Genomic DNA, 20,802 nt, shown 5'->3' with positions numbered 1-20,802 from the left:
GTCACACCTGGGTCCGATGGAAGTTGAGGAAGGAACGGGAAGCGGTGGGCCCGCGCTGGCCCTGGTAACGCGACCCGTAGCGCTCGGACCCGTACGGGGCCTCGGCGGGCGAGGTCAGCCGGAACATGCAGAGCTGCCCGATCTTCATCCCCGGCCAGAGCTTGATCGGCAGCGTGGCGAGGTTCGACAGCTCCAGGGTCACGTGCCCCGAGAAGCCGGGGTCGATGAACCCGGCGGTGGAGTGCGTGACGAGCCCGAGCCGCCCGAGGCTCGACTTCCCCTCGAGCCTGCTCGCCAGGTCGTCGGGGAGCGTGATGACCTCGTACGTCGACGCGAGCGCGAACTCCCCCGGGTGGAGGATGAACGGCTCGTCCCCCTCCGGCTCGACGAGCCGGGTCAGGTCCGCCTGCTCGACGGAGGGGTCGATGTGCGGGTACCGGTGGTTCTCGAACACCCGGAAGTACCGGTCGAGGCGCACGTCGATGCTCGACGGCTGCACCATGGATTCGTCGTAGGGATCGATCCGTACCCGCCCGGCGTCGATCTCGGCCCGGATGTCCTTGTCTGAGAGAAGCACGCACCGAGGATACGCAGAGCGCGCGGGAAGGCCGCAATTTGCGCAATGCGGCACCCGCGCGCTCTGTCGCCGTACTGGCGGTGGTGGTGCGGGGCGGAGGGGCGCACAGCCCTTTCCTCCGCACCCCCCCGCTTACCGCTTCTCGAACTCCACCGGCACCGCGTGGCGGAGCCGCGCACACCGCGGACAGCGGATGAGGCGGCCGGGCCCGAGCCGGTCGGCCTGCTGCATCGGGAACGAAGCGGTGCTGAACACGTGCCCCTCGGCACAGCGGACGACGGTGCGCTCCATCAAGTCTTTGAGTCCCTTCCCCAAAGCCGTAACTGGCGGACGACGAAAGCCACATTACGGGATGAAAGGGACGCCACTCCAGGCGGCACTCCGACCCCTCACGCCCCCCACACACGACCCCCGGATCCGGCACGCCGAGACCTCCCGAGGGGCCTTGGGAAGACCCCCCACCGTACGCCCCAACTCCCTTCGCCCGCAGTCACGCAGACCCCACACAGCGCAGCCGGGCCCTCGGGGCGCGGTGCCCGGGGCCTGGGATGAGGTAGAGTGTGCGACAGTACGAAACCGGTTCAACCGGTGTACCGCGCGGGTGTAGTTTAATGGTAGAACATCAGCTTCCCAAGCTGAGAGCGCGAGTTCGATTCTCGTCACCCGCTCTTCTGAAGCCCCAGGTCAGCGACCTGGGGTTTGTTGTTTTCCGGGGCGGGTCTACCGCCCGAGCCGTGGCTCCAGCAGATCCAGCGCCTCCTCCCATCGGTACCGCTCCGCGCCGCCTCCCGCCTTCGGCTGATGGGGCTCGTACGAACCGATGAGCACACCCATCCCGCGCAGCCGCTCCAGGCTCTCCGCGTAGGCGGGGAGGGACGCCTGAGCGGCGTTCACGTACGGGAGGGTCCGACATCCTGCGCGGCGGTGATCAGCTTGCCGACGTCGGGGGCGACTCCGCAGGCGCAGACGATGACGTAGAGGAAGGGCTTCTCGCTCGGGGGTGTGGTCGGGGCGGTCACGCGAGGGCTCCCGGTCTGCGGTGGAGGTGGTGCGGCTCGGGCAGCGTACGGCGCGGGTAGCGGGGGGGGGGGCGGGATCGGTTGCGAGTTCTCGTGCGTCGGGGCGGCGGACGTTCTGGGCGGCGCAGTGTTCGGCCTCGGCCGTGGCGCGGCCGGTCGCTCGCCAGGCGTCGTCTTGACTCGGCCTCGGGCGCGGCCCGGCCGGTCGCTCGCCAGGGGGCGCCGGGAGTGGACAGGGCAGGGCCCGTGAGCGTTGGGGCAACTGCCGCCTAGGCTCGAGGGCATGGCTCCTATCGACGCAGACCTCGTTCACGACCTGGCGCCCGGCAGCGTGTTGCGGGTCTCCATCAATCTCGGGAATCCCGTTCTTGCTCAGGGCACGTCCGAGGCGCCGGGTGGGGTGGCTGTCGCGTTGGCTCGGGAGGTTGGGGGGCGGCTGGGGGTGCCGGTGCGGTTCGTCTGCTTCGACGCGGCTCGTAAGTCGTACGCCGCGATGGTTGAGGGGCACGCCGATTTGTGTTTTCTGGCCGTGGATCCGGATCGCGAGGAGGAGGTCGCGTTCAGTGCGCCGTACGTGCACATCGAGGGGATGTACGCGGTGGAGCAGGGCTCGCCGTTCGTCTCCGCCGCCGATGTGGACCGGGACGGGGTGCGCGTCGGCGTCAAGGAGGGGTCCGCGTACGACCTTTATCTGAGCCGTGCGCTCCGGCACGCCACTGTGGTGCGTGGTGTTGACGGTGTCGACGTGTTCCATGCCGAGGGTCTGGACGTGGCGGCCGGTATCCGCCAGCCGCTGACCGCGCACGTGGCCCGGCGCCCCGAACTGCGCCTGCTTGAGCCCGCGTTCATGACCATCCGGCAGGCCATGGGCACGACGCGGGAGCGGAGTCCGGAGACCGTGCGGTTCCTCAGCGAACTCGTGGCCGAGCTGGTGGCGTCCGGGTTCGTCGCCGAGGCGCTGCGCCGCTCCGGCCAGGATCCGGCGTTGGCCGCCCCCGTCGCGGTGTGACGCGCGAGACGGGGTGCGACGAGGGCCGGCCGCCAGGTCGGCCGGGAGCCAGGCCGCCAAGTCGCCAGGCCGCCAGGCGGAGAGGGCTGCCTCCCCGCCGCGGAAGGCGCCCGCACCAGGGCGGGCGCCAGGAATACCGTGTCCGCGCGGAGCAATATCTGTGCTCGCCGGGTGAGAAATAGGCGCGAGCCGTGGCGAGTATTTCTCGGGCCTCGCCCGGAGGGAAGTTATTGATCGTGTCCGGCCGATCGCGGCGTGCTACTGTCGATCGCAGTTGCAGGTGTGGTTGCCAGCAGGGTTTATTCCGACGGGGTAATCATCACGGCGACACGGAATGCGCGCAGTGCATTCCTGAAAACGCCTCCGAAGGAGAAATGACATGGCTGCCGGCACCGTGAAGTGGTTCAACGCGGAAAAGGGCTTCGGCTTCATCGAGCAGGACGGCGGCGGCCCCGACGTCTTCGCCCACTACTCGAACATCGCCACCCAGGGCTTCCGCGAGCTGCTGGAAGGCCAGAAGGTGACGTTCGACATCGCGCAGGGCCAGAAGGGCCCGACGGCCGAGAACATCGTTCCCGCCTGACACCCGCACCACCGCGCATACTTCGCAGCTGGGGCCCGCACCTTGGGATGCGGGCCCCAGCTCGCTGCTTTTCCGGGTACGACCCGCGTCATTTCATGTCATTTCAGCTTGTCGCTCCGGGTCGTTCTCGTTATTCCCCGTGCCGTCCTCTCGACGCACCAGGGAATGTGCTCTATGAATTTCAGGTGTGCACCGCGGTCCGTGTCCTGCGCAGGCGTGCGGAAATTGCCAGGCCGTACGCGGCGCGCGTGCGCGCTGCCGGAGAGCACCGTGCCCGTGCCGCTCGTCACCGACCCCGGACCGGAGCCGACCCCCTTACTCCTTCCCTGTGAGGCATCATGCGCTGTGTCATCGCCCGGTACCCGTTCGAGTTGACCAAGGAAGGGGTGCTGGCCTCGATGGAGGGCGTCACGCCCGAATTCGTCACGGGCGAGTCCGTGACCATCGGCCGCCGCCGCTACCCGGTCAAGCAAGTGGGCCAGGTCATCACCCGACAGGACCGCCGTGACTTCACCAGCGGCGAGATCGTCCGGGCCATGACCCGCCTCGGCTTCACCTGCCACGCGCAGCCCGAGGCGGCGCCGGCGGACGCCCCCACGCCGTTCCAGAACGCGTCGGCGCTGCTCGGCGGCACCGCCACCACGGAGATGTGACGACCGGCGGGAGACCGCCACCAGAGACCCGGTGAGGGCCCTGCCGACACGTGTCGGCAGGGCCCTCACCGGCGTCTCGCCGCAGCACCGCCCGCGGCGCGGCCCCCGGCCCCCACCGCCCCGGGCCGCAGGAAGCCCGGGGCCCGCCGCACGGCGGGGTGGCAGAAACAGAAGGTCGGCACAGCGTGAGGGTCGGCGGATGGTGTTGAATTCCCTCCGGGGCCCTGGTGCCGTACGGCACGGGGCCCCTCGACGCGTTGCACGACGAGGTGACATGGCAGCAGATAATCCGCTCAGCGATCGTCTGGACGACGACGACTACCCCGCGTACACGATGGGCCGGGCCGCCGAAATGCTCGGCACCACCCCCGGCTTCCTCCGGGCCATCGGTGAGGCGCGGCTGATCACTCCGCTGCGCTCGGAGGGCGGACACCGCCGGTACTCGCGCTACCAACTGCGGATCGCCGCCCGCGCCCGCGAACTCGTCGACCGGGGCACGCCGATCGAGGCCGCCTGCCGCATCGTCATCCTCGAGGACCAGCTCGAGGAGGCCCAGCGCATCAACGCCGAGTACCGCCGTGCCGCGGCTGCGGCGTCCGACCGTTCCGCCCCGGGCCCCGGCTGACCGCACGCGCGAACCGGCCGGGCCAGGACCGGTGGCCCCTCAGCGGCGCCGGGGTGCGAAGCGCCAGGGGCCCGAGAGGTCTCCTTCCGCGGTGAGGCCGTAGTGGGGAAGGTCGTGCCAGCGGGGGTCCGTGCGGGCGCGGAGGGCGGACCAGGCGGGCAGGGACGCGTCGTGGCCCGCGTCGACCGCGAGGCGGTAGAGGCGGTCGGCCTCGGCGCGGGAGCCCCGCCGGGCGCAGAGGTCGGCCAGGTCGGAGAGGGCCTCCACATGGCCCGCGTGGGCGGCGGCGCGGGCGTGGTGTCCGGCCGCCTCGTGGTCGCCCGACTGCTGTTTGAGGCGGGCCAGTTCGCCCAGGGCCTGGGTGCGGCCCAGGTCGGCGGCGCGCTGGTAGAGGCGCTCCGCCTCGGGCTTCCTGCCGTCGGACTCCCAGAGCCCGGCCAGTTGCAGCAGGACGCGCCCGCCCCCGGCGGCGGCCAGGCGTTCGGCGCCCTCGCTGTCGCCGCTCTTCTCCCGGCGCAGCACGAACTCGTTGAGCACCTGGGCGTCCCCGGCGCGGGCGGCGCGCAGGACGAGCGCCTCGGCCCCGGACTTGTCGCCGGACTTCTCGCGCAGCCGGGCGAGGAGGACGAGGGCGCCGGAGTTGCCCGCCCGGTTGGCGGTGTGGGCCAGGCGTTCGGCGCCTTCGGAGTCGCTGTTCTTCTCGCGCAGCCAGGACAGTTCGAGCAGCGCGAAGGTGCTGCCGCCGCCCGCCGCGCCGCACGCCATGCGCTCGGCCTCCGCGCCCGCGCCCTCCTCCTCCTTGAGCAGCGCGAGATGGGCGAGCGCGTCCGTGCTGCCGTACGAGGCCGCGCTGCGGTAGAGGCCCACCGCGGCCTCCCGGTCCCCGGCCTTCTCCCGCAGCCGGGCCAGCTCGGTCAGGGCGTACACGCTGCCCTGGCGCACGGCCGTGCCCAGGAACCGCTCGGCGCCCTCGCTGTCGCCCCACCGCCGCTTGAGCCGGGCCAGCTCGGTGAGGGCGAAGATGCTGCCGGAGTCCGCGGCGAGGTCGAGGGCGCGGGCCGCGCCCTCGCGGTCCCCGGCCTGCCGCCGCACCCCGGCGAGGCGCAGCGCCGGGCGCACCTTGCCCCGGGCGGCGGCCGCGATCACCAGGCGCTCCGCCGCCGCGCCGTCGCCCGCCTTCTCGCGCAGGCCCACCAGGTCGGAGAGGGCGTACGTGCTGCCGGTCTGGGTCAGGGCGAGGAACGCGAGCTCCTCGGCGCCGTGGCGGTCCCCCGCCTCCTCCCGGGACCGGGCGAGTCCCGCGTACGTCCTGATCTTGCCGGTGGCGGCGGCGTTCCTGGTCAGGCGCTGGGCGCCCTCCTCGTCCCCGGCCTCCTGGCGGAGCCGGACGAGGCGGGTCAGACAGGAGCTGTCGCCCTGGTTGGCGGCCTCGTGGGCCAGTTCCTCCGCCCGGCCCGGCTCGCCCTTGAGCTGGCGAAGGCGGACGAGTTCCCAGCGGGCCCTGCGGTCGTCCTCCCACGCGGCCTCGTAGAAGTCCTTCGCCCGGTCGAGGTCGCCGACGCCCTCGGCGATGCGGCCCAACTCGGGCCGCACGTCGGTGTTCCCGGCCTTCAGCGCCCGGCCGTAGAGGGACGCGGCGATCCGGAACCGGCCCCGCGTCTGCGCGGCGCGCGCCAGGGTGACGCTGTCGTCGGTGGTGAGGCAGTGGCGCTCGGCCGCGGCCCAGAAGGGGGCAGGGGGGCACAGCAGGCGGCGCTCGACGCGGCCGTACTGCTCCAGGTAGTCCGCGAGCCGGTAGGCCCGGCCCGTGCCCATGCCCGTGCCCATGCCCGTGCCGCTCCGGGACGCCACGGGCGTGAGCGGTCCCGGCACCCCGTGGCACGGCATGGCGCAGTACGCGAGGGCCTCCTCCAGCCAGGCGCTGCCGCGCAGGCCCCGCTCCTGGTCCTTCAGATAGCCCTCGGCGGCCTCGGCGAGCAGCTCGTGCGGCAGGGCGGGGCCGTGCCCCAGCCTGCGGTAGTCCATGGCGGCGTGGACGAGCGCCTTCTCCGCCGGGGGCGCGCACAGATAGCGCCGCATCAGTTCGGGCACGCCCGCGAGGAACTGGGTGATCTCGCCGTCGGTCGCCCCCGCGAGGGCGCTGGCGAGGCGCGGGTCGTGGTGAGCGCGCTGCCGCGCCCGGTACAGGTCGTGCTCGGTGAACGACTTGGGCACCACGACGCACCGGCCGATGCCGGTGAGGAGCTTGCGCTGCTGCTCGAAGCGGTCGTCGGCGCCGGTGGCCGAGGGCAGCGTCAGGGCCTCCCAGAAGCGGGGCCAGATGGTGGCGAGGACCAGGACCGGGCCGCGGCGCCGGTCGGTCAGGAGCGAGCGCAGGGCGGCGGCGATGCCCTCGGCGGTCCGGGCGTCGGGGGCGAGGAGGTAGTGCTGGATCTCGTTCAGCCAGATCACCGTCTGGGCGCCGACCTCCGCGAGGTGCACGAGGGCGGCGTCCGGGCGGGTCGGGTCGAAGGGGTGCCACACCCGCCACCCGGGCGGCAGCCGCCGCAGCACCTCCCAGCAGGCGCGGGTCTTGCCGGTCGAGGACTCGCCGACCAGCGTGACCATGAGGCTCTCGCCGCCGGTCGCCCGGTCCACGAGGTCGCCGAGGGCCGCGTCGTGGTCCCTCGGTACGTACGCGGGCAGCCTCGGCAGCGACCGGTCGCCGGGCACGCTGATCGACCGGTGCACCTCGAGGGCGAAAGGGTCGAGGTCGACGACGGGGCTGCCGAGGGGCTGGGCGAGCTGGGCGGCGACCCACATGCGCCGCACCCGCGTCGCCACCTTGCCCGGGTCCCGGCCCGCCCACCGGGCGAGCAGGAGGGCGACGGAGGCGACGTCCTCCTGCCCCGCCGGGAGCTCCGTGGAGCCGATGATGCGGTGGATGGTGGCCTTCGAGGGGCTGCCGGGGAGGGCGTCGTCCTGCCCGATCTCCTCCGCCATGCGCTGTGTCGACGGCGTCCCGGCGTCCACGTAGAGCTCGTAGACGTACTCCTTCAAGTCCCGCAGCGGGGCGGGAGTCACGCCCAGCGGCTGCGGAATCCGTCGCTGGCTCCCTTGCCGCGCACCACTCTTGCGACCGGTCATCGAAGCATCCTTGCGTGGGCGGGGCGCGGCCGCCGCGAAAGTGGCGGATTCGGCCGCGGACGGGGCGTCAGGGGCGGCCGGTCAGGAGACGAGGGCCCGGAAGGTCTCGTCGGCGGCCGCTCCGACGAGGGCGGACACGAGGCCGCTCAGGACGAATCCCAGCAGGGTCAGCCGCTCGCGACGGCTCAGGGGGCGTCGGGGCATGACGGGGCTCCTGTCTCGGTGGACTCGGGCGGCCGACCGGTTCGCCGGCCGGGATCCACTCTCGCGGACGGGCGCACGCCCGGGACGAGTTGAGACGAGACGGCGGCACGCGTACTGGCCCCGAGGGGTCCGGGTAGCCGCACGGGATGGGTGACATCCTCGTGGGCACGTGTTCGTGGACCGACCGGGAGCTCGTGCGGAGCGGCTGGTACCCGGTGGGGCGGCGGGACGCCGAGGGGCGTCTGCGGCACTACGCCGAGCGGTTCCCGGTCGTGGAGGTGGACGCCTCCTACTACGCGCTGCCCAGCGCACGGAACAGCCTCTTGTGGGCGGAGCGGACGCCGCCCGGGTTCGTCTTCGACGTGAAGGCGTTCTCGCTGCTCACCGGCCATCCCACGCGGAACGCGGCGCTGCCGGAGGAGCTGCGGGGCGGGCCCCGGGGCCCGGGGGTGCTCGACGAGGTGTGGGAGCGGTTCGCCGCGGGGATCGCGCCGCTGCGCCGGGCCGGGCGGCTGGGCAGCGTGCTCTTCCAGTTCCCGCCGTGGTTCCGGCCCGGGGCCACGGCGGAGGAGTTCCTCGCGGACTGCGCCCGGCGCACCCGGGGGTGGCCCGTCGCGGTCGAGTTCCGGCATCCGGCGTGGTGGTCCGCCGAGCGGGGCGGAGCCACGCGTGCGCTGCTCGCGCGGTACGGCATGGCCGCCGTCGCCGTCGACATGAACCGGACGCTGCCCGCTTCGGTGCCGCCGGTCACGTCCGTCACCACGTCGCGGCTCTCCGTCGTGCGGTTCCACGGGCGCAGTGCCGCGTGGGGGACGGGGAGCAAGGAGGAGCGGTTCCGGCACGCGTACACGGACGCCGAACTCGCCGAGTGGGTGCCGAGGCTGCGCGCCCTCGCCGAGCGGGTCGAGCGGATCCACGCCCTGTTCAACAACTGCTGCGGCGACGCCGCGGTGCGGGCCGCCGAGGCCCTGACGCGGCTGCTCGGCCCCGCCGGTGCGCGGTGACCGCCGGTCTGCTGTGACCGCCGCCCCGCCGGTGCGTGGTGACCGCCGCGCTCAGGTCAGGAAGCCGCCGTCGATGTTGAGCGTCGCGCCCGTCACGTACGCGGACTCCGGGCCCGCCAAGTAGACGATCAGGCCCGTCAGTTCCTCCGGGGTCGCGTAGCGGCCCGCCGGGGTCAGGCCGGTCATGACGTCGGCGACCGGGCCCTCGGGCGGGTTGGTGTCGGTGGCCACCGGGCCGGGCTGGACGTTGTTGACCGTGATCGCCCTGGGGCCCAGCTCCCGGGCGAGGGCGCGGGTGAAGCCGGCGACGGCCGCCTTGGTGAGGGCGTACGTCGTACCGTTCGGGAACGGCATCCGGTCGGCGAAGACGCTGCCGATCGTGATGATCCGGCCGCCGTCGCCCAGGTGGCGCAGGGCCTCCTGCGAGGCCACCCACACCGCGCGCACGTTCACCGCGACGTCCCGGTCGAAGTCGTCGACGGTGAGCTCGCCGAGCGGGCCCATGGAGCCGACGCCCGCGTTGTTGACCAGGACGTCCAGGCGGCCGAAGGCGGACACCGTGCCGGTGACGGCGGCGCGGACCGCCTCCGCGTCGGCCGAGTCCGCCGCGATGGCCACCGCCGTGCCGCCCTCGGCCTCGATGTCCGCGACGACGGCGTCCGCGCTGCCGGGCGAGGAGTGGTAGGTGAGCGCCACGGACGCGCCCTCGCGGGCGAGCCGGCGGGCGATGGCCGCGCCGATGCCCCGGCTCCCGCCGGTCACCAGGGCGGCCTTGCCGCTGAGGGGTCCGTCCTGCTTCGGCGTGCTCGTCATGCGGCTGCCCTTCGTGGATCGCCCGTCGGACGACGCGTCAGGTTGATGCGTCAACCCGAAGCTAAGCCCGGTAGGTTGATACGTCAACCTGAACGCGTAGTATCGCGCCATGAGCGATTCCGGGTGGCTGAGCGACGAACAACAGCGCGCGTGGCGGAGCTTCCTTTCCATGCACACGGCACTGCTCACGCGCCTGAACGCCCACCTCCAGGACGAAGGGGGCCTGTCCTCCCCCGACTACCAGATCCTGGTCGCCCTCTCCGAAGCGCCGGACGGCCGCGCCAGGGCCACCGCCCTGGCCCGGGAGACCGGCTGGGAGAAGAGCCGCCTCTCGCACCACCTCAGCCGCATGGAGCGGCGCGGCCTGCTGCGCCGCGAGGCGTGCGCCGACGACAGCAGGTACGCCGACGTCGTCCTGACCGACACCGGCCGGGCGGCGATAGAGGCGGCGGCGCCGCGCCATGTCGCGCACGTGCGCGCGTGGTTCGTCGACGCGATGACGCCCGAGGAGCTCGCCGTCTTCGGTGACCTGTGCGACGCGGTGGTGACCAAGGTACGGGTGCCGACGGACGGGCCCTGCCGGATCGGTTTTGAGCCGACCGGGGCTTGAAACCCGCGCCCCGGGCCCTTTTGCCCCTACGCTCGTTGATCCCCTCAGTGCGGTGTGAGCGGTGCCCGAGCGGCATGGAGGCATGGATCGACAGTGCTGCCCGGCGTCGGCCTCCCGAGGGCAGGTGAGGTGAGAGCCCCGTGCGCATGACCGACCTTCAGCGGTGCGAGCTCCGTCCCGGACGGCTCGTGGAGTGGACGCTGCACCCGGCGGCGGTGGGGGCCGCGCGCGACCTGCCCGACGACGTCCGGCCGCCCGCGTACGTACAGGAGTCCCACATCCGCACCTCGCGTACGGTGCGCGGCGACGGCCTCTTCGTGCCGACCTGGCTCGGCACCGTCTTCGACCTGCCGGGGCGGATCGACCTCGACGTGCTCCAGGAGGCGCTGCGGGCCTGGACGCTGCGGCACGAGACGCTGCGCAGCGGATTCCGCTGGGCGGGCGACGAGATGCGGCGCTTCACGCTGGCCGCCGAGGACGTGGCCCTGCACCGCGCGGACGGCGGCGCCTTCACCGACGCCGCGACCCTGACCCGCTATCTCCAGGATCGCTTCGACACCGCGGCCGACGCGCTGACCTGGCCGAACTTCATCTTCACCGCGATCGTCCGGGACGACGGGGCGACCGTGTGCATGGCGTTCGACCACAGCAACGTCGACGCGTACTCGGTCCACCGCATCACCGCCGAGATCCACGAGCTGTACGCCGCCGGGCTCGGGGGCACCCCCGTGGCCTCCGAGCCGGTCGCCAGCTACGTCGACTTCTGCGCGAGCGAGCGCACGGACGCCGACCGGATCGACCACACCCACGCCGTCGTGGCGCGCTGGCGGGAGTTCATCGGCCGGTGCGACGGGAAGCTGCCGAACTTCCCCGTCGACCTCGGCCTCGACCCCGAGGGCCCGCTGCCCGAACAGCGGCTGCTGCACGAGATGCTCGTGGGCGACGCGGAGGCCGCCGCCTTCGAGGCGTACTGCCGTCCCTACGGCGGCAGCCTCGTCGGCGTCCTCGCCGCCGTCGCCCTCATCACCCGGGAGATCAGCGGCCTGCGGGTGTACCGCACGGTGGTGCCCTTCCACACCCGGGTGCGCTCCCAGTGGGCCGAGTCGGTGGGCTGGTACGTGGGCGGGGCGCCGATCGAGGTGCCCGTGGCCGAGGCGGTGGACTTCGACGACGCGCTGCGGATGGTCCGCGCCGCCCTGCGCGAGGCCAGGCCGCTGTCCCGGATGCCGATCGCGCGGGTGCTCCAGCTCCTCGGCGCCGACTTCCGGCCCACCTCCCCCGACCTGTACTCGATCGTCTCCTACGTCGACACGCGCGCGACCCCGGGTGCGGAGCGGTGGCAGGAGCTGAAGGCGTACGGCCTGATCCGGGTGTCGTACGGCGACCAGGTGTGCGCGTGGATCACGCGGCTCCACGAGGGGCTCCAGTTCGCCTGCCGCTACCCGGACACCGACGCCGCGTACAAGAACATGCGGCTCGTGGTGGAGCGGCTGCGGGAGCGGGTGGTGGAGGTGGCGCGGGCGGTGCCGGGCGCCGGCAGGACCGTCCGGGCCGAGGGCGTGTCGCGGTTCAACTCGGTGTCCTAGGCCCCGGCTTCGCCTCGCGCGGGGCGCGGACCGCCGCCTCCAGGTGGCCGCGGAACCAGCGGTGGCCCGGGTCGGCGTCGTTGCGCGGGTGCCAGGCCATGCCCAGGTCGATCGGCGGCAGGGGCAGCGGCACGGGGAAGGTCCGCAGGCCCAGGGCCTCGGTCGCGCCGGGGAGCCAGCCGGGCAGGGTCAGGGCGACGAGGTCGGTGTCCCGGGCCAGGAGCAGCGCGCCGGTGTGGCTGGGGACGACGACCGCGACCCGGCGGCGCAGGCCCAGCTTCGCCAGCTCGGTGTCGATGGGGCCCAGCCGCTTGCCGAGCCGGGAGATGCCGATGTGGCCCGCCTCGGCGAAGCGGCGGGCGTCGAGGGGCCCGTCGAACAGCGGGTGCCCGGCGCGGGCGACGCCGACCAGGGTCAGCCGGGAGAGCTGCCGGGTGCGGGTCTCCGGGTCCAGATGGGCCAGGACGCCCAGTTCGACGTCCACCAGGCCCTGGCGGAGGGCCGGGCCGCCCTCCGCCGACTCCGGCAGGAAGACCACGTCGACGTGCGGCGCCTGGGCGTGGACGCGCTCGGTGAGGGTCCCGGCGAGGCCCGCCTGGAGCAGGTCGATGGTCTGCACGGTGAAGGTGCGCCGCAGGTGCTCGGCCGCGAAGCCCGCGCCGGGGCGCAGCACGTCGTCGCAGCCGCGCAGTAACGCGGCGACCTCCTCGCGGAGTTCGAGCGCCCGCGGCGTGGGGACCATGCCCTGGCCCGCGCGCACCAGGAGGGGGTCGCCGACGGCGCGGCGGAGCCGGGCGAGGGTGCGGCTGGCCGCCGCCGGGGACGTGCCGAGCCGCTCGGCGGCGCGCGTCACGCTGTTCTCCTGGAGCAGGGCGTCCAGGGCGCGCAGCAGGTTGAGATCCATGGGCCCTCCTGAGCTGCATTTTTGCGTAGGCGGCAACTATTGGGTGCCGATCCTTGCATTGCTCCGGCCTCCCGCGGTGGCGAGGGTGGAGGCATTCCCCGGGGCGCCCGCGACAGCCCGGACCGCGCCCCCTCCGCCTTTCTCAGGAGACCTCATGCACCAGTCCGACCAGGACAAGACGGCCCGCGCAGGCCGCGAAGGCGACGTGCTCGCCGTGGTCAGCCAGAGCGGTGCGACCGTCTCGTTCTTCGACGCCGTCACCGACCGCCGCGTCGGCTCGGTGGAGGTCCGCGCCGAGCCGCACGAGGTGTGCTTCGACCCGGCCCGGCGACTGCTGTGGTGCGCGACGACGTACGCCTCCGGCTACTACCACGACAACACCGGGCGGCGTACGGAGCTGACCGTCATCGACCCGGACGCGCGCCGCGTCGTCGAGGTCGTCGACATCGCGCCCGAACACGGGCCGCACGGGCTCGCGTTGGACGTCGCACGCGGGCGTCTCTACGTCAGCGTGGAGGGGTCCGCCGACCGGCCCGGCGGGGTCGTGGTGATCGACGTCGAGAGCCGCAAGCCGCTGGGCCGGATCGACACGGACGCGCCGGGCCCGCACTGGTTCGCCATCGACCCGGCGGGCACCACCGGGTACGCCACCAACAAGGAGGCGCCGTTCGTGTCGGTCGTCGACCTCGAACGGGGTGTGCTCACCGCGAAGGTCGAGGTGCCGGGCAGCGAGGGCCTGGCCGTCTCCGCCGACGGCACGCACGCCTTCGTCGCCTCCCCGTACGGGTCCTTCGCGCCGCCGCGGGCCGCCGACGGGACGGCGGGGGCCCCGCCCGCCCCCGGCATCCGCGTCGTCGACGCCCGGACGGCGTCCGTCACGGGCTTCCTGCCCACGGAGAACGTCGTCTTCCCCGTGCACCTGACGTCCACGGGCAAGCTGCTCGCGGGCGAGCTGCGGATGACCCCCGCGACGGGGAGCAGCCTGGGGGGCCACGCGCCCGGACGCCTCCGGGTGTACTCCGCGGACACCCACGAGGCCCTCGGCGAGACCGAGGTGGGGCACTTCCCGCTGACGATCACCTCGTCGCCCGACGGCAGGCTCGGCTACGTCTCCGGCGTCGTCTCCTCCACCGTCGACGTCGTGGACCTGGAGACGCTGCGGCGCCTGGCCCGCATCGACGTCGCCCGGCGCGGCGAGGCCGGCGCCCACGGCCTGGCCTACGTGCCGCGCCCGGCCTGAGACGCCGGGCCCCTGCGCCCGGACCGGCGATCAGGTTCACGCCGACTTCGGCCGTCCGGGGCCCGCCCCGGGCGGCCGGGGGCCAGACTGCCCGGAGACCGCCGCCGCCCCTCCGGAGGACGCCATGACCACCTCCCCCGCCCCTCTCAACGCGTTCAAGGAGCGCCTGGCCGGGGGCGGTTGTCGCACCGGGCTCTGGCTGAGCCTCGGGGAGGCGTCCGTGGCCGAGGTCTGCGCGGACGCCGGGTTCGACTGGCTGCTCGTCGACGGCGAGCACGGGCCCAACGACGTGCGCAGCACGCTGGACCAGCTCCGCGCGATCGGTGACCGGACCGACACCGTCGTACGGCCCCCGAGCGGGCGCGCGGACGGGCTGCGGCCGCTGATCGACATCGGCGTGCGGACGTTCCTGATACCGATGGTCGAATCGGCCGCGCAGGCGCGGGAGTTGGTCCGCGCCACCCGCTACCCGCCGCACGGCACCCGGGGCGTCGCCAGCGCGGTGACCCGCGCCTCGCGCTGGAACCGCACGCCCGGCTATCTGGGCGCCGCCGACGCCGCCATGTGTCTGATCCCGCAGATCGAGACGCCGGGTGCGGTGGCCGCCGCGGCGGACATCGCGGCGGTGGACGGCGTGGACGCGCTGTTCGTGGGGCTCTACGACCTGTCGGCAGCGCTCGGGCGCCTCGGCGCGCCGGACCACCCGGACGTGTGGGCCGCCTTCACCGGGGTCGTCGCCGCGTGCCGCGGGGCGGGGAAGCCGTGCGGCACCTTCGCGCCGACGCCCGAACTCGCCGCCGCAGCACGGCGGGAGGGCTGTTCCTTCGTCGCCGTCGGCAGTGACGTGGGCCTGCTCGTGCAGGGCGCCGCGGAGCTGCTGGCCCGCTCCCGGGCGGCCGCCCGGCCCTAGTCGGGCCGCAGTGACCGCCAGATGCGGTCGGGCAGGACCCGGGCCGCCTCGTCCAGGTCCACCTCGTACGTGCTGGAGAGCCAGCGGTGGGCCGTCTCCGCGACGGGGCCCATGACCAGGACCTCGATCAGGGCGGGAGGCAGGGCCGCCACCTCGCCCGCGACGATGCGCGGGCGCAGCCAGGCGGCGATGGGCGCGAACTTGGCCTCCTTCGCCGCCATCACCTCCTGCGCGTGGGCCGCCAGATAGCTGGAGTACGCGGAGCCGTGCAGGAAGAGGGCCACGTCCCGGTGGTCGCGGGTGAAGTCCAGATACGTCCGCACCAGGGCGCGGATGCCGGTGCGGGCCGTGCGGCAGCGGGTGACGGCGGCCGCCACCGGGTCGCAGAGCTGGTCCACGCAGCGCAGGTAGAGCGCGGCGGCCAGGCCGTCGAAGCTGCCGAAGTGGTGGTACAGGCTGCCGAAGCTCACGCCGCTGCCCGCCGTGACCGCGTTGACCGTGAAGCCCTGCGCGCCCGCGTGCGCGTACACCCGCAGCGCGGTGTCCAGCAGCAGGTCGACGGTGGCCTCGCCCCGCTGCTGCTTAGGGGACACGCCGCCGCCCGGCCTTCCGCGTGGCTCCGGAACGGATGCGTCCGGCTGCTGTCACCTCGTCCGCCGCCATGCGTTCCAGCGTAGAGCAGAACCGGCCGCTCGGAGGTCGGCCGGAACGCTTCGGCACCCAGGTCTTCTAGAGGAATTTTCTAGAAACTATCTCCACCAACTCGCTTGCTGGGCCACACTCTTGTCATGGCAGGTCCTCCGCCCCAGCGCCCGCACGAGCCCGTTCCCGGCAATCCGTACGTCGACCCCGTCCCCGCCCCGCGGCGGCGCGGGAGCGCGACGGCCTGGATCGCCGCGGGCGCCGTGCTCGCGGCCGTGGGGGCGGGCGCGGGGGCGTACGCGCTCCTGAAGGAGGACGGCGGCAAGGGGTCGGGCGGTTTCCGCGCCCCCCTCGCCCGGGACCGGGGACCGTCGGGCGAGCCGTCCGGCTCGGGGGAGCGGACGGACGCGCCCGGCGGTTCCGGCCCGCCGGTGCGGCGGATCGACGTCAACGCCGGGGCGAAACCCGGCGAGTCCAGGGGCTGGCTCGACCTGAACGGCGTCCGGCTGCCCGGCAAGGGCGCCATGCTCGGCGACCTGTGGACCGTGGGCGGCCGGTCCGACGCGCTCGTCGTCCAGGCCCTCTACGACACGGTCACCGCGTACCGCGCGCGGGACGGCGAGAAGGCGTGGACCCTGCGGCTGCCCGACAAGGTGTGCGACACCCCCGTCGACACCGCGCCCGGCGGCCACGTCGTCGTGGCGTACGGCGACGGCAGCACCAGCGGCACCGGCAAGTGCAACCAGCTCCAGCAGATCGACCTGCGCACCGGTGAGCGGGGCTGGCACCGCGAGCTCAAGGAGCACGACCTCTCGGACAGCACCAGCTCCGTCCGTCTGGCCGTCACCGGCGCCACCGTCACCGTGGCCCAGGGCGACCTCGCCCACACGTACCGCGTCAGTGACGGCAAGCGGCTCTTCTCCTCGCAGCGGGACCGCGTGGGCACCTGCTACCTGCGCGACGTCGCGGGCGGCGCGCGGCTCCTGTACGTCGAGAACTGCGCGGCCGGGGCGCCGAAGGCCCACGGGCGGGTGCGGAACGTCGACCCCAGGACCGGTGACGTCCGCTGGCAGTACCGCAGCAGGGACGGCTGGACCGTCGACAAGGTGTACTCCGTCGACCCCCTCGTCCTCGCCGTCCGGAGCAGGGACGACCCCGACGAGTGGGGGATCGTCTCCGTGGACGGGAAGGGCCGCGAGCGCGCCTGGATCCCGCTCCACCGGGGGCCGTACGCGTTCGAGATGTGCGACGGCGCGGGGGACGCGGGCGAAGGCGTGCAGAACTGCCCCGGGGGCGCCGTCGTCGGCGACGTGCTCCACCTCCCCACCGCGCCCAAGGGCGGCCTCGGGCCCAACAAGGTCGTCGCCTTCGACCTCGCCACGGGCAAGCGGCGGTGGGCCGCCGCCGTGCCCGGCGGGCGGCAGCTCACGCCCGTGCGGCAGGCCGGGGGCGGCAAGGGCTCCGGGGTCGTCGTGTACGTGCGCGCGCAGGCCGGGAAGCCCGGCCGCACCGTGCGCTTCCCGGCCTCGGGCGGGGCGCCGCGGGTGCTGCTGCGGCACTCGACGCCCGCGCAGAAGTGGGAGGCCGAGATGTTCGCCGGGGAGACGCTGTACAGCGGCGGGCGCGTCTTCGTGGCGCCGTCGCGGCTCGCCCCCAAGAGCCTCGGCGGGAACAAGGAACAGGGGCGACTGCTGTCGTTCGGCGGAGACTTGGAGACACCATGACGCAACCCCCGCCCGGACCACCCGGGCCCCAGGGGCAGTTCGGGCCGCCGCCGCAGGCCGGGTTCGGCCCGCCGGTCCCCCTGCCTCCGGCAGGGTTCGGGCCGCCGGTGGAGCCGCCGCCCGGGGGCTTCGGGCCGCCCGCGCCGGTGGGGCCGCCCCCGCCGAGGGCCCGCCGCCGCAGGGTCGTCGTGATCGCTTCGGTGGCGGCGCTCGCCCTCGTCGCCGGGGGCGGGGCCTGGTACGTCGCCGCGCGCGGGGACGGCCCCGACGGCGGCGGGAGCAAGGGCGGCGGCAAGAAGCCGGGGCCCGCGTACGCGAAGCCCGCGGAGGTCGTGCCCGCCGACCCGAAGGCGACCTTCCACGGCGGGGCGCCCGTGCCGAAGCTGCCGAAGAAGGAGAGCACCTGGCCCGTGAAGGGGTCCTGGCTCACGGACGAGGTGTACGTGAAGTCGTCCGTCGCGAAGATAACGGGGCTCGACGCCGCCACCGGCGAGACCCGCTGGACCCTGCCCAAGCCCGGCCAGTCCTGCGGCGGTTCGCCGGAGATCGGCGCGGGCGGCATCGCCGTGGTCGTCGTCGCCCCCACCACGCACGACGCCAAGGGGTTCCGCGCGCCCTGCACCCAGGTCCTGGCCTTCAGGGTCGCGACCGGCGAGAAGCTCTGGACGAAGACCGTCCGGATCGGCTACCAGACGGAGAAGACACCGTTCAACCAGGTCGCGATCAGCGGCCGGACGGTCGCCGTCGGCGGGCTCTACGGCGGGGCCGCCTTCGACCTGCGCACCGGCGAGCCGCGCTGGAAGCCCCGCGCGGGCGACACCTGCCGGGACGTGGGGTACGGCGGCGGCGCGCGGCTCGTCGCGATCCGCACCTGCGGCGACTACGGCGCGGAGAAGTACGAGGTGCAGGACCTCGACCCCCGGTCCGGCAAGCCGCGCTGGCGGTACAAGCTGCCGGGCGGCGTGCGGAACCTCAACGTCGTCTCCACCGACCCCGTGGTCGTCGGCCTCGACTCGGGCGAGATCACCGCGCACGGCGCCAGCGACGTCTTCGCCCTCGACGGGCGCGGCAGGCTGCGCTCCAGGATCTCGCTGCCGGAGCGCCAGTACGCGCACGACTGCGGCGACACCGCCGTCGTCAACGACTGCCGGGGCCTGGTCGTCGGCAACGACCGGCTGTACGCCCCGACCGCGCGCCGCGACGCCAAGGACGGGATCGCGTCCACGAACGACATCGTCGTCTTCTCGCTCGCCACCGGGAAGACGACCGGGCAGCGCGGCAACACGGACAGCAACGGCCCCACGTTCCCCTTCCGCATGGACGGCGGGAACGTCCTCGCCTACCGGGACCAGCTGGGCGTCCAGGTGGTGACCCTCGACGGCCGGACCCTGCGCGAGCGGAAGCTGCTCACCTCGGCCAAGCGGCCCGGCGGGCTCGTACCGGTCGAGTCGGAGCTGCACTTCGTCGACGGCAGGCTGTACATGAGCACCGACCTGGCGTTCACGTCCGGCGCGAAGGGGCCCGAGCGGTTCATGATGTACGTCTTCGCCCGGAAGGACCAGAAGGACCGGAAGGACCAGAAGGACCGGAAGGGTTAGCCGTCCAGGAACTGCGAGCAGCGGTACGGGCCGAAGCGGCGCTCGCCGTTGTCGAGGGTGACCTGGACGTCGTCGGGGCGGACGCGGCGGTCCTCGTCCTTCGACGACAGGTACGACTGGGCGCGGGCCAGGGTGCAGACGAGCTGGCCGTTGGGCAGGCGGTCGCTGTCGGCGTCGAAGAAGGAGCCGGGCGAGCGGTAGGTGACCCGGTCGCCCCTGCCGGTCACGTCGATCCGGCCGATCTCCACGAGGTTGGTCAGACCGCTCTCCCGCTCGGTGCGGTTCGGGCCCGCGCCGAGCAGCTTGACGGCACCGGCGAGGTCCCGGATCTTCGCCTCGGGGCGGGACACGCCCCGCAGCCCGGTGCCGTCCACGAAGTACAGCCGCAGCCCCCGGGTGAGGCCGGTGGCCGGGTCCGCGCCGGTCACCACGCCGGTGGGGCGCACCCCGCAGGCCGTGAGGGCGGCGGCGAGCGCGAGGGCAAGGGCGAGCGCGGCCGCGCGTGCGGGGGTCACCGGGGCCCGTCCCCGGGGCCCGCCGCCGGGCGCAGCGGCAGGCGCAGGGTGAAGACCGCGCCCCGGCCGCCGGGGCCGTTCGCGGCCTCGATGGTGCCGCCGTGCAGCCGCGCGTTCTCCAGGGCGATGGCGGTGCCCAGGCCGCTGCCCTCGGAGCGGGTGCGGGCCGCGTCGGCCTTGTAGAAGCGGTCGAAGACGTGGGCGAGGGCGTCCGGGGCGAGGCCGGGGCCGTGGTCGGTGACGGTGACCGTGGCGAGGCCCGCCCCGGTGGTGAGGCGGACGGTCACCGGCGGGGCGCCGTGCCGCAGCGCGTTCCCGACGAGGTTCGCGACGACCACGTCGATCCTCCGTACGTCGATCAGGGCGGGCGCGGAGTCCGGGAGTTCGGCGGTGACCCGGCCGGTCCAGGCGCGCAGGGCGAGGGACGAGCGGACAGTGGCGGCCAGATCCGCCTCCGTCAGCCGCAGCCGGGCCACCCCGGCGTCGAAGCGGGACATCTCCATCAGGTCGTCGACCAGGCGGGTCAGCTTCGCCGTCTCGGCGCTGACGGTGCGGGCCGCGTGCGCGGCGTCGGGCGGGAGCCGGTCGGCGTCCTCGTCGAGCACGGTCGCCACCATCGTCATCGCGGCCAGCGGGGTGCGCAGCTCGTGCGACACGTCGGCGACGAACCGGCGCGCCCTCGCCTCCTGCTCCCTGGCCTTCGCCTCCTGGTCGCGCAGCTCGGCGACCGTGGTCTGGAGCGCGTCGGCGGTGGTGTTGAAGTCCCGGGCCAGATCGGCGAGTTCGTCGCGGCCCCGGGGTTCGACGCGGGTGCCGAGGTCGCCGTCGGCGAGGCGCCGCGTGGCCCGGCCCAGGTCCCGCACCGGGCGGAGCACCGTACGGGCGGCGAGCAGCGCGAGCACGGCGGTGAGGACGAGGACGGGCAGCAGTCCGTCCCGCACCGAGGTCAACAGGGCGGCGACGTCCCGCTCTTCGGCGCGCAGCGGCGTCACGGCGAAGACCTCCAGGCGGGAGGCGCGCCCGCCCTCGTAGGTGACGGGCGTGCCGACCGCCAGATACGGCTCGCCCTCGTGGGTGACCCGCTGGAAGCTCATCCGGCCCGAGACGCGGACGTCGGCCCGCAGACCGGCCGTGACGCGGGGGTCGTCCGGCGATCCGTCGGAGGCCGCCTTGAGGTTCTCGTACCGGGCCACGACCAGGGGCGAGCCGGGGAGCCCGGAGGACACCGAGCGCGCGAACACGCCCAGCGAGCGCTGGTCGGGCGGCACGTCGACGTCGGGCGCGAGCGCGTCGACGCGGGTGCGCAGGTCCTGCTGCGCGGCTTCCTGGGTGCGGCTGAGGACGGCCGTGCGGGCCTCGCGGTAGGCGAGGGCGGTGGCGGTGGCGGTGCCGATGAGGGCGACGAGGACGAAGGTGACGACGAGCCGGGTGCGCAGACCGCGCGGGGCCCGGAGCCTTCC

General features: G+C 74.0%; 20 protein-coding genes, 1 tRNA gene and 1 pseudogene. 12 read left to right on the top strand and 10 right to left on the bottom strand.

Annotated elements, in window-relative coordinates:
• Nucleotide 1: 1 nt before the first annotated feature.
• Complete coding sequence (gene dcd, locus C9F11_RS22205) at nt 2–577, bottom strand: dCTP deaminase (RefSeq protein ID WP_138960924.1); 576 nt, start codon at nt 575–577, stop codon at nt 2–4.
• Between the two features lie 132 nt (nt 578–709).
• Nucleotides 710–868 (bottom strand): hypothetical protein, encoded by a 159-nt coding sequence (locus C9F11_RS47465; protein ID WP_170316473.1) that lies wholly within the window; start codon nt 866–868, stop codon nt 710–712.
• A 306-nt stretch (nt 869–1,174) separates the two neighbouring features.
• On the opposite strand from C9F11_RS47465, the gene C9F11_RS22200 reads away from it, so the two are divergent.
• Nucleotides 1,175–1,245: transfer RNA gene (locus C9F11_RS22200), tRNA-Gly, on the top strand.
• Between the two features lie 52 nt (nt 1,246–1,297).
• Here C9F11_RS22200 and C9F11_RS22195 read toward each other — a convergent pair.
• Nucleotides 1,298–1,596: pseudogene (locus tag C9F11_RS22195) on the bottom strand (hypothetical protein).
• A gap of 283 nt (nt 1,597–1,879) precedes the next feature.
• Here C9F11_RS22195 and C9F11_RS22185 point away from each other — a divergent pair.
• The 4 genes from C9F11_RS22185 to C9F11_RS22170 all read left to right on the top strand — a co-directional run bounded on the left by C9F11_RS22185 (nt 1,880) and on the right by C9F11_RS22170 (nt 4,466).
• Nucleotides 1,880–2,605 (top strand): transporter substrate-binding domain-containing protein, encoded by a 726-nt coding sequence (locus tag C9F11_RS22185; RefSeq protein ID WP_138960922.1) that lies wholly within the window; start codon nt 1,880–1,882, stop codon nt 2,603–2,605.
• 379 nt (nt 2,606–2,984) lie between these two features.
• The gene (locus C9F11_RS22180; RefSeq protein ID WP_030362120.1) at nt 2,985–3,188 is read left to right on the top strand and encodes a cold-shock protein; all 204 of its coding nucleotides are present in this window, start codon (nt 2,985–2,987) and stop codon (nt 3,186–3,188) included.
• Between the two features lie 338 nt (nt 3,189–3,526).
• Nucleotides 3,527–3,841 carry an SCO5918 family protein gene (locus C9F11_RS22175; protein ID WP_138960921.1) on the top strand — a complete coding sequence of 105 codons (315 nt, stop codon included), beginning with the start codon at nt 3,527–3,529 and terminating at the stop codon, nt 3,839–3,841.
• A 274-nt stretch (nt 3,842–4,115) separates the two neighbouring features.
• Entirely contained in the window at nt 4,116–4,466 is a 351-nt protein-coding gene (locus C9F11_RS22170; protein ID WP_138960920.1) for a MerR family transcriptional regulator, read from the top strand.
• A 39-nt stretch (nt 4,467–4,505) separates the two neighbouring features.
• On the opposite strand, the gene C9F11_RS22165 is transcribed toward C9F11_RS22170, so the two are convergent.
• Together C9F11_RS22165 and C9F11_RS49670 are read right to left on the bottom strand one after the other, a co-directional pair.
• A complete protein-coding gene (locus C9F11_RS22165; protein WP_138960919.1) occupies nt 4,506–7,592 on the bottom strand; it encodes a hypothetical protein in 3,087 nt (1,028 codons plus the stop codon).
• A gap of 81 nt (nt 7,593–7,673) precedes the next feature.
• A complete protein-coding gene (locus C9F11_RS49670; RefSeq protein WP_260422877.1) occupies nt 7,674–7,796 on the bottom strand; it encodes a hypothetical protein in 123 nt (40 codons plus the stop codon).
• Nucleotides 7,797–7,942: 146 nt separating this feature from the next.
• Here C9F11_RS49670 and C9F11_RS22160 point away from each other — a divergent pair, with 146 nt between their 5' ends.
• Nucleotides 7,943–8,800: a DUF72 domain-containing protein gene (locus tag C9F11_RS22160; RefSeq protein ID WP_138960918.1), complete on the top strand. Its 858-nt coding sequence runs from the start codon at nt 7,943–7,945 to the stop codon at nt 8,798–8,800.
• Nucleotides 8,801–8,851: 51 nt separating this feature from the next.
• Here the strand turns inward: C9F11_RS22160 and C9F11_RS22155 are convergent, their stop codons facing one another.
• The gene (locus tag C9F11_RS22155) at nt 8,852–9,613 is read right to left on the bottom strand and encodes a 3-oxoacyl-ACP reductase family protein (RefSeq protein ID WP_138960917.1); all 762 of its coding nucleotides are present in this window, start codon (nt 9,611–9,613) and stop codon (nt 8,852–8,854) included.
• A 109-nt stretch (nt 9,614–9,722) separates the two neighbouring features.
• Between C9F11_RS22155 and C9F11_RS22150 the strand changes: the two genes are divergently transcribed.
• Together C9F11_RS22150 and C9F11_RS22145 are read left to right on the top strand one after the other, a co-directional pair.
• Nucleotides 9,723–10,223: a MarR family winged helix-turn-helix transcriptional regulator gene (locus C9F11_RS22150; protein ID WP_138960916.1), complete on the top strand. Its 501-nt coding sequence runs from the start codon at nt 9,723–9,725 to the stop codon at nt 10,221–10,223.
• Nucleotides 10,224–10,369: 146 nt separating this feature from the next.
• Nucleotides 10,370–11,809: a condensation domain-containing protein gene (locus tag C9F11_RS22145; protein WP_138960915.1), complete on the top strand. Its 1,440-nt coding sequence runs from the start codon at nt 10,370–10,372 to the stop codon at nt 11,807–11,809.
• Here C9F11_RS22145 and C9F11_RS22140 read toward each other — a convergent pair.
• On the bottom strand, nt 11,793–12,713 hold the full coding sequence (locus C9F11_RS22140) for a LysR family transcriptional regulator (RefSeq protein ID WP_138960914.1): 921 nt from the start codon (nt 12,711–12,713) through the stop codon (nt 11,793–11,795). The two genes, C9F11_RS22145 and C9F11_RS22140, sit on opposite strands and share 17 nt — an antisense overlap.
• A gap of 154 nt (nt 12,714–12,867) precedes the next feature.
• Here C9F11_RS22140 and C9F11_RS22135 point away from each other — a divergent pair, with 154 nt between their 5' ends.
• Entirely contained in the window at nt 12,868–13,953 is a 1,086-nt protein-coding gene (locus tag C9F11_RS22135; protein ID WP_138960913.1) for a YncE family protein, read from the top strand.
• A gap of 124 nt (nt 13,954–14,077) precedes the next feature.
• On the top strand, nt 14,078–14,863 hold the full coding sequence (locus C9F11_RS22130; RefSeq protein WP_138960912.1) for an aldolase/citrate lyase family protein: 786 nt from the start codon (nt 14,078–14,080) through the stop codon (nt 14,861–14,863).
• On the opposite strand, the gene C9F11_RS22125 is transcribed toward C9F11_RS22130, so the two are convergent.
• Complete coding sequence (locus C9F11_RS22125; protein WP_138960911.1) at nt 14,860–15,456, bottom strand: TetR/AcrR family transcriptional regulator; 597 nt, start codon at nt 15,454–15,456, stop codon at nt 14,860–14,862. The two genes, C9F11_RS22130 and C9F11_RS22125, sit on opposite strands and share 4 nt — an antisense overlap.
• A 195-nt stretch (nt 15,457–15,651) precedes the next feature.
• Here C9F11_RS22125 and C9F11_RS22120 point away from each other — a divergent pair, with 195 nt between their 5' ends.
• Entirely contained in the window at nt 15,652–17,229 is a 1,578-nt protein-coding gene (locus C9F11_RS22120; RefSeq protein ID WP_138960910.1) for a PQQ-binding-like beta-propeller repeat protein, read from the top strand.
• Nucleotides 17,226–18,827 (top strand): PQQ-binding-like beta-propeller repeat protein, encoded by a 1,602-nt coding sequence (locus tag C9F11_RS22115; RefSeq protein ID WP_138960909.1) that lies wholly within the window; start codon nt 17,226–17,228, stop codon nt 18,825–18,827. Before C9F11_RS22120 ends, C9F11_RS22115 begins: the two co-directional genes overlap by 4 nt.
• On the opposite strand, the gene C9F11_RS22110 is transcribed toward C9F11_RS22115, so the two are convergent.
• Entirely contained in the window at nt 18,824–19,342 is a 519-nt protein-coding gene (locus tag C9F11_RS22110; protein ID WP_138960908.1) for a hypothetical protein, read from the bottom strand. The two genes, C9F11_RS22115 and C9F11_RS22110, sit on opposite strands and share 4 nt — an antisense overlap.
• A complete protein-coding gene (locus C9F11_RS22105) occupies nt 19,339–20,778 on the bottom strand; it encodes an ATP-binding protein (protein WP_249402213.1) in 1,440 nt (479 codons plus the stop codon). Before C9F11_RS22105 ends, C9F11_RS22110 begins: the two co-directional genes overlap by 4 nt.
• Between the last annotated feature and the right edge of the window lie 24 nt (nt 20,779–20,802).

The organism is Streptomyces sp. YIM 121038, assembly GCF_006088715.1.
GTDB lineage: Bacteria > Actinomycetota > Actinomycetes > Streptomycetales > Streptomycetaceae > Streptomyces.
The sequence above is the reverse complement of the archived record's forward strand: the minus strand, read 5'-3'. Positions and strand labels throughout refer to the sequence as shown.

Bases quoted from the DNA above. Each gene is read 5' to 3' on its own strand.
- C9F11_RS22180 (WP_030362120.1), top strand. From the start codon at position 2,985: ATGGCTGCCGGCACCGTGAAGTGGTTCAACGCGGAAAAGGGCTTCGGC.
- C9F11_RS22170 (WP_138960920.1), top strand. From the start codon at position 4,116: ATGGCAGCAGATAATCCGCTCAGCGATCGTCTGGACGACGACGACTAC.
- C9F11_RS47465 (WP_170316473.1), bottom strand. From the start codon at position 868: ATGGAGCGCACCGTCGTCCGCTGTGCCGAGGGGCACGTGTTCAGCACC.
- C9F11_RS22155 (WP_138960917.1), bottom strand. From the start codon at position 9,613: ATGACGAGCACGCCGAAGCAGGACGGACCCCTCAGCGGCAAGGCCGCC.
- C9F11_RS22140 (WP_138960914.1), bottom strand. From the start codon at position 12,713: ATGGATCTCAACCTGCTGCGCGCCCTGGACGCCCTGCTCCAGGAGAAC.
- C9F11_RS22160 (WP_138960918.1), top strand. From the start codon at position 7,943: ATGGGTGACATCCTCGTGGGCACGTGTTCGTGGACCGACCGGGAGCTC.
- C9F11_RS22135 (WP_138960913.1), top strand. From the start codon at position 12,868: ATGCACCAGTCCGACCAGGACAAGACGGCCCGCGCAGGCCGCGAAGGC.
- C9F11_RS22130 (WP_138960912.1), top strand. From the start codon at position 14,078: ATGACCACCTCCCCCGCCCCTCTCAACGCGTTCAAGGAGCGCCTGGCC.
- C9F11_RS22115 (WP_138960909.1), top strand. From the start codon at position 17,226: ATGACGCAACCCCCGCCCGGACCACCCGGGCCCCAGGGGCAGTTCGGG.
- C9F11_RS22150 (WP_138960916.1), top strand. From the start codon at position 9,723: ATGAGCGATTCCGGGTGGCTGAGCGACGAACAACAGCGCGCGTGGCGG.
- C9F11_RS22175 (WP_138960921.1), top strand. From the start codon at position 3,527: ATGCGCTGTGTCATCGCCCGGTACCCGTTCGAGTTGACCAAGGAAGGG.
- C9F11_RS22120 (WP_138960910.1), top strand. From the start codon at position 15,652: ATGGCAGGTCCTCCGCCCCAGCGCCCGCACGAGCCCGTTCCCGGCAAT.
- C9F11_RS49670 (WP_260422877.1), bottom strand. From the start codon at position 7,796: ATGCCCCGACGCCCCCTGAGCCGTCGCGAGCGGCTGACCCTGCTGGGA.
- C9F11_RS22145 (WP_138960915.1), top strand. From the start codon at position 10,370: ATGACCGACCTTCAGCGGTGCGAGCTCCGTCCCGGACGGCTCGTGGAG.
- C9F11_RS22185 (WP_138960922.1), top strand. From the start codon at position 1,880: ATGGCTCCTATCGACGCAGACCTCGTTCACGACCTGGCGCCCGGCAGC.
- C9F11_RS22165 (WP_138960919.1), bottom strand. From the start codon at position 7,592: ATGACCGGTCGCAAGAGTGGTGCGCGGCAAGGGAGCCAGCGACGGATT.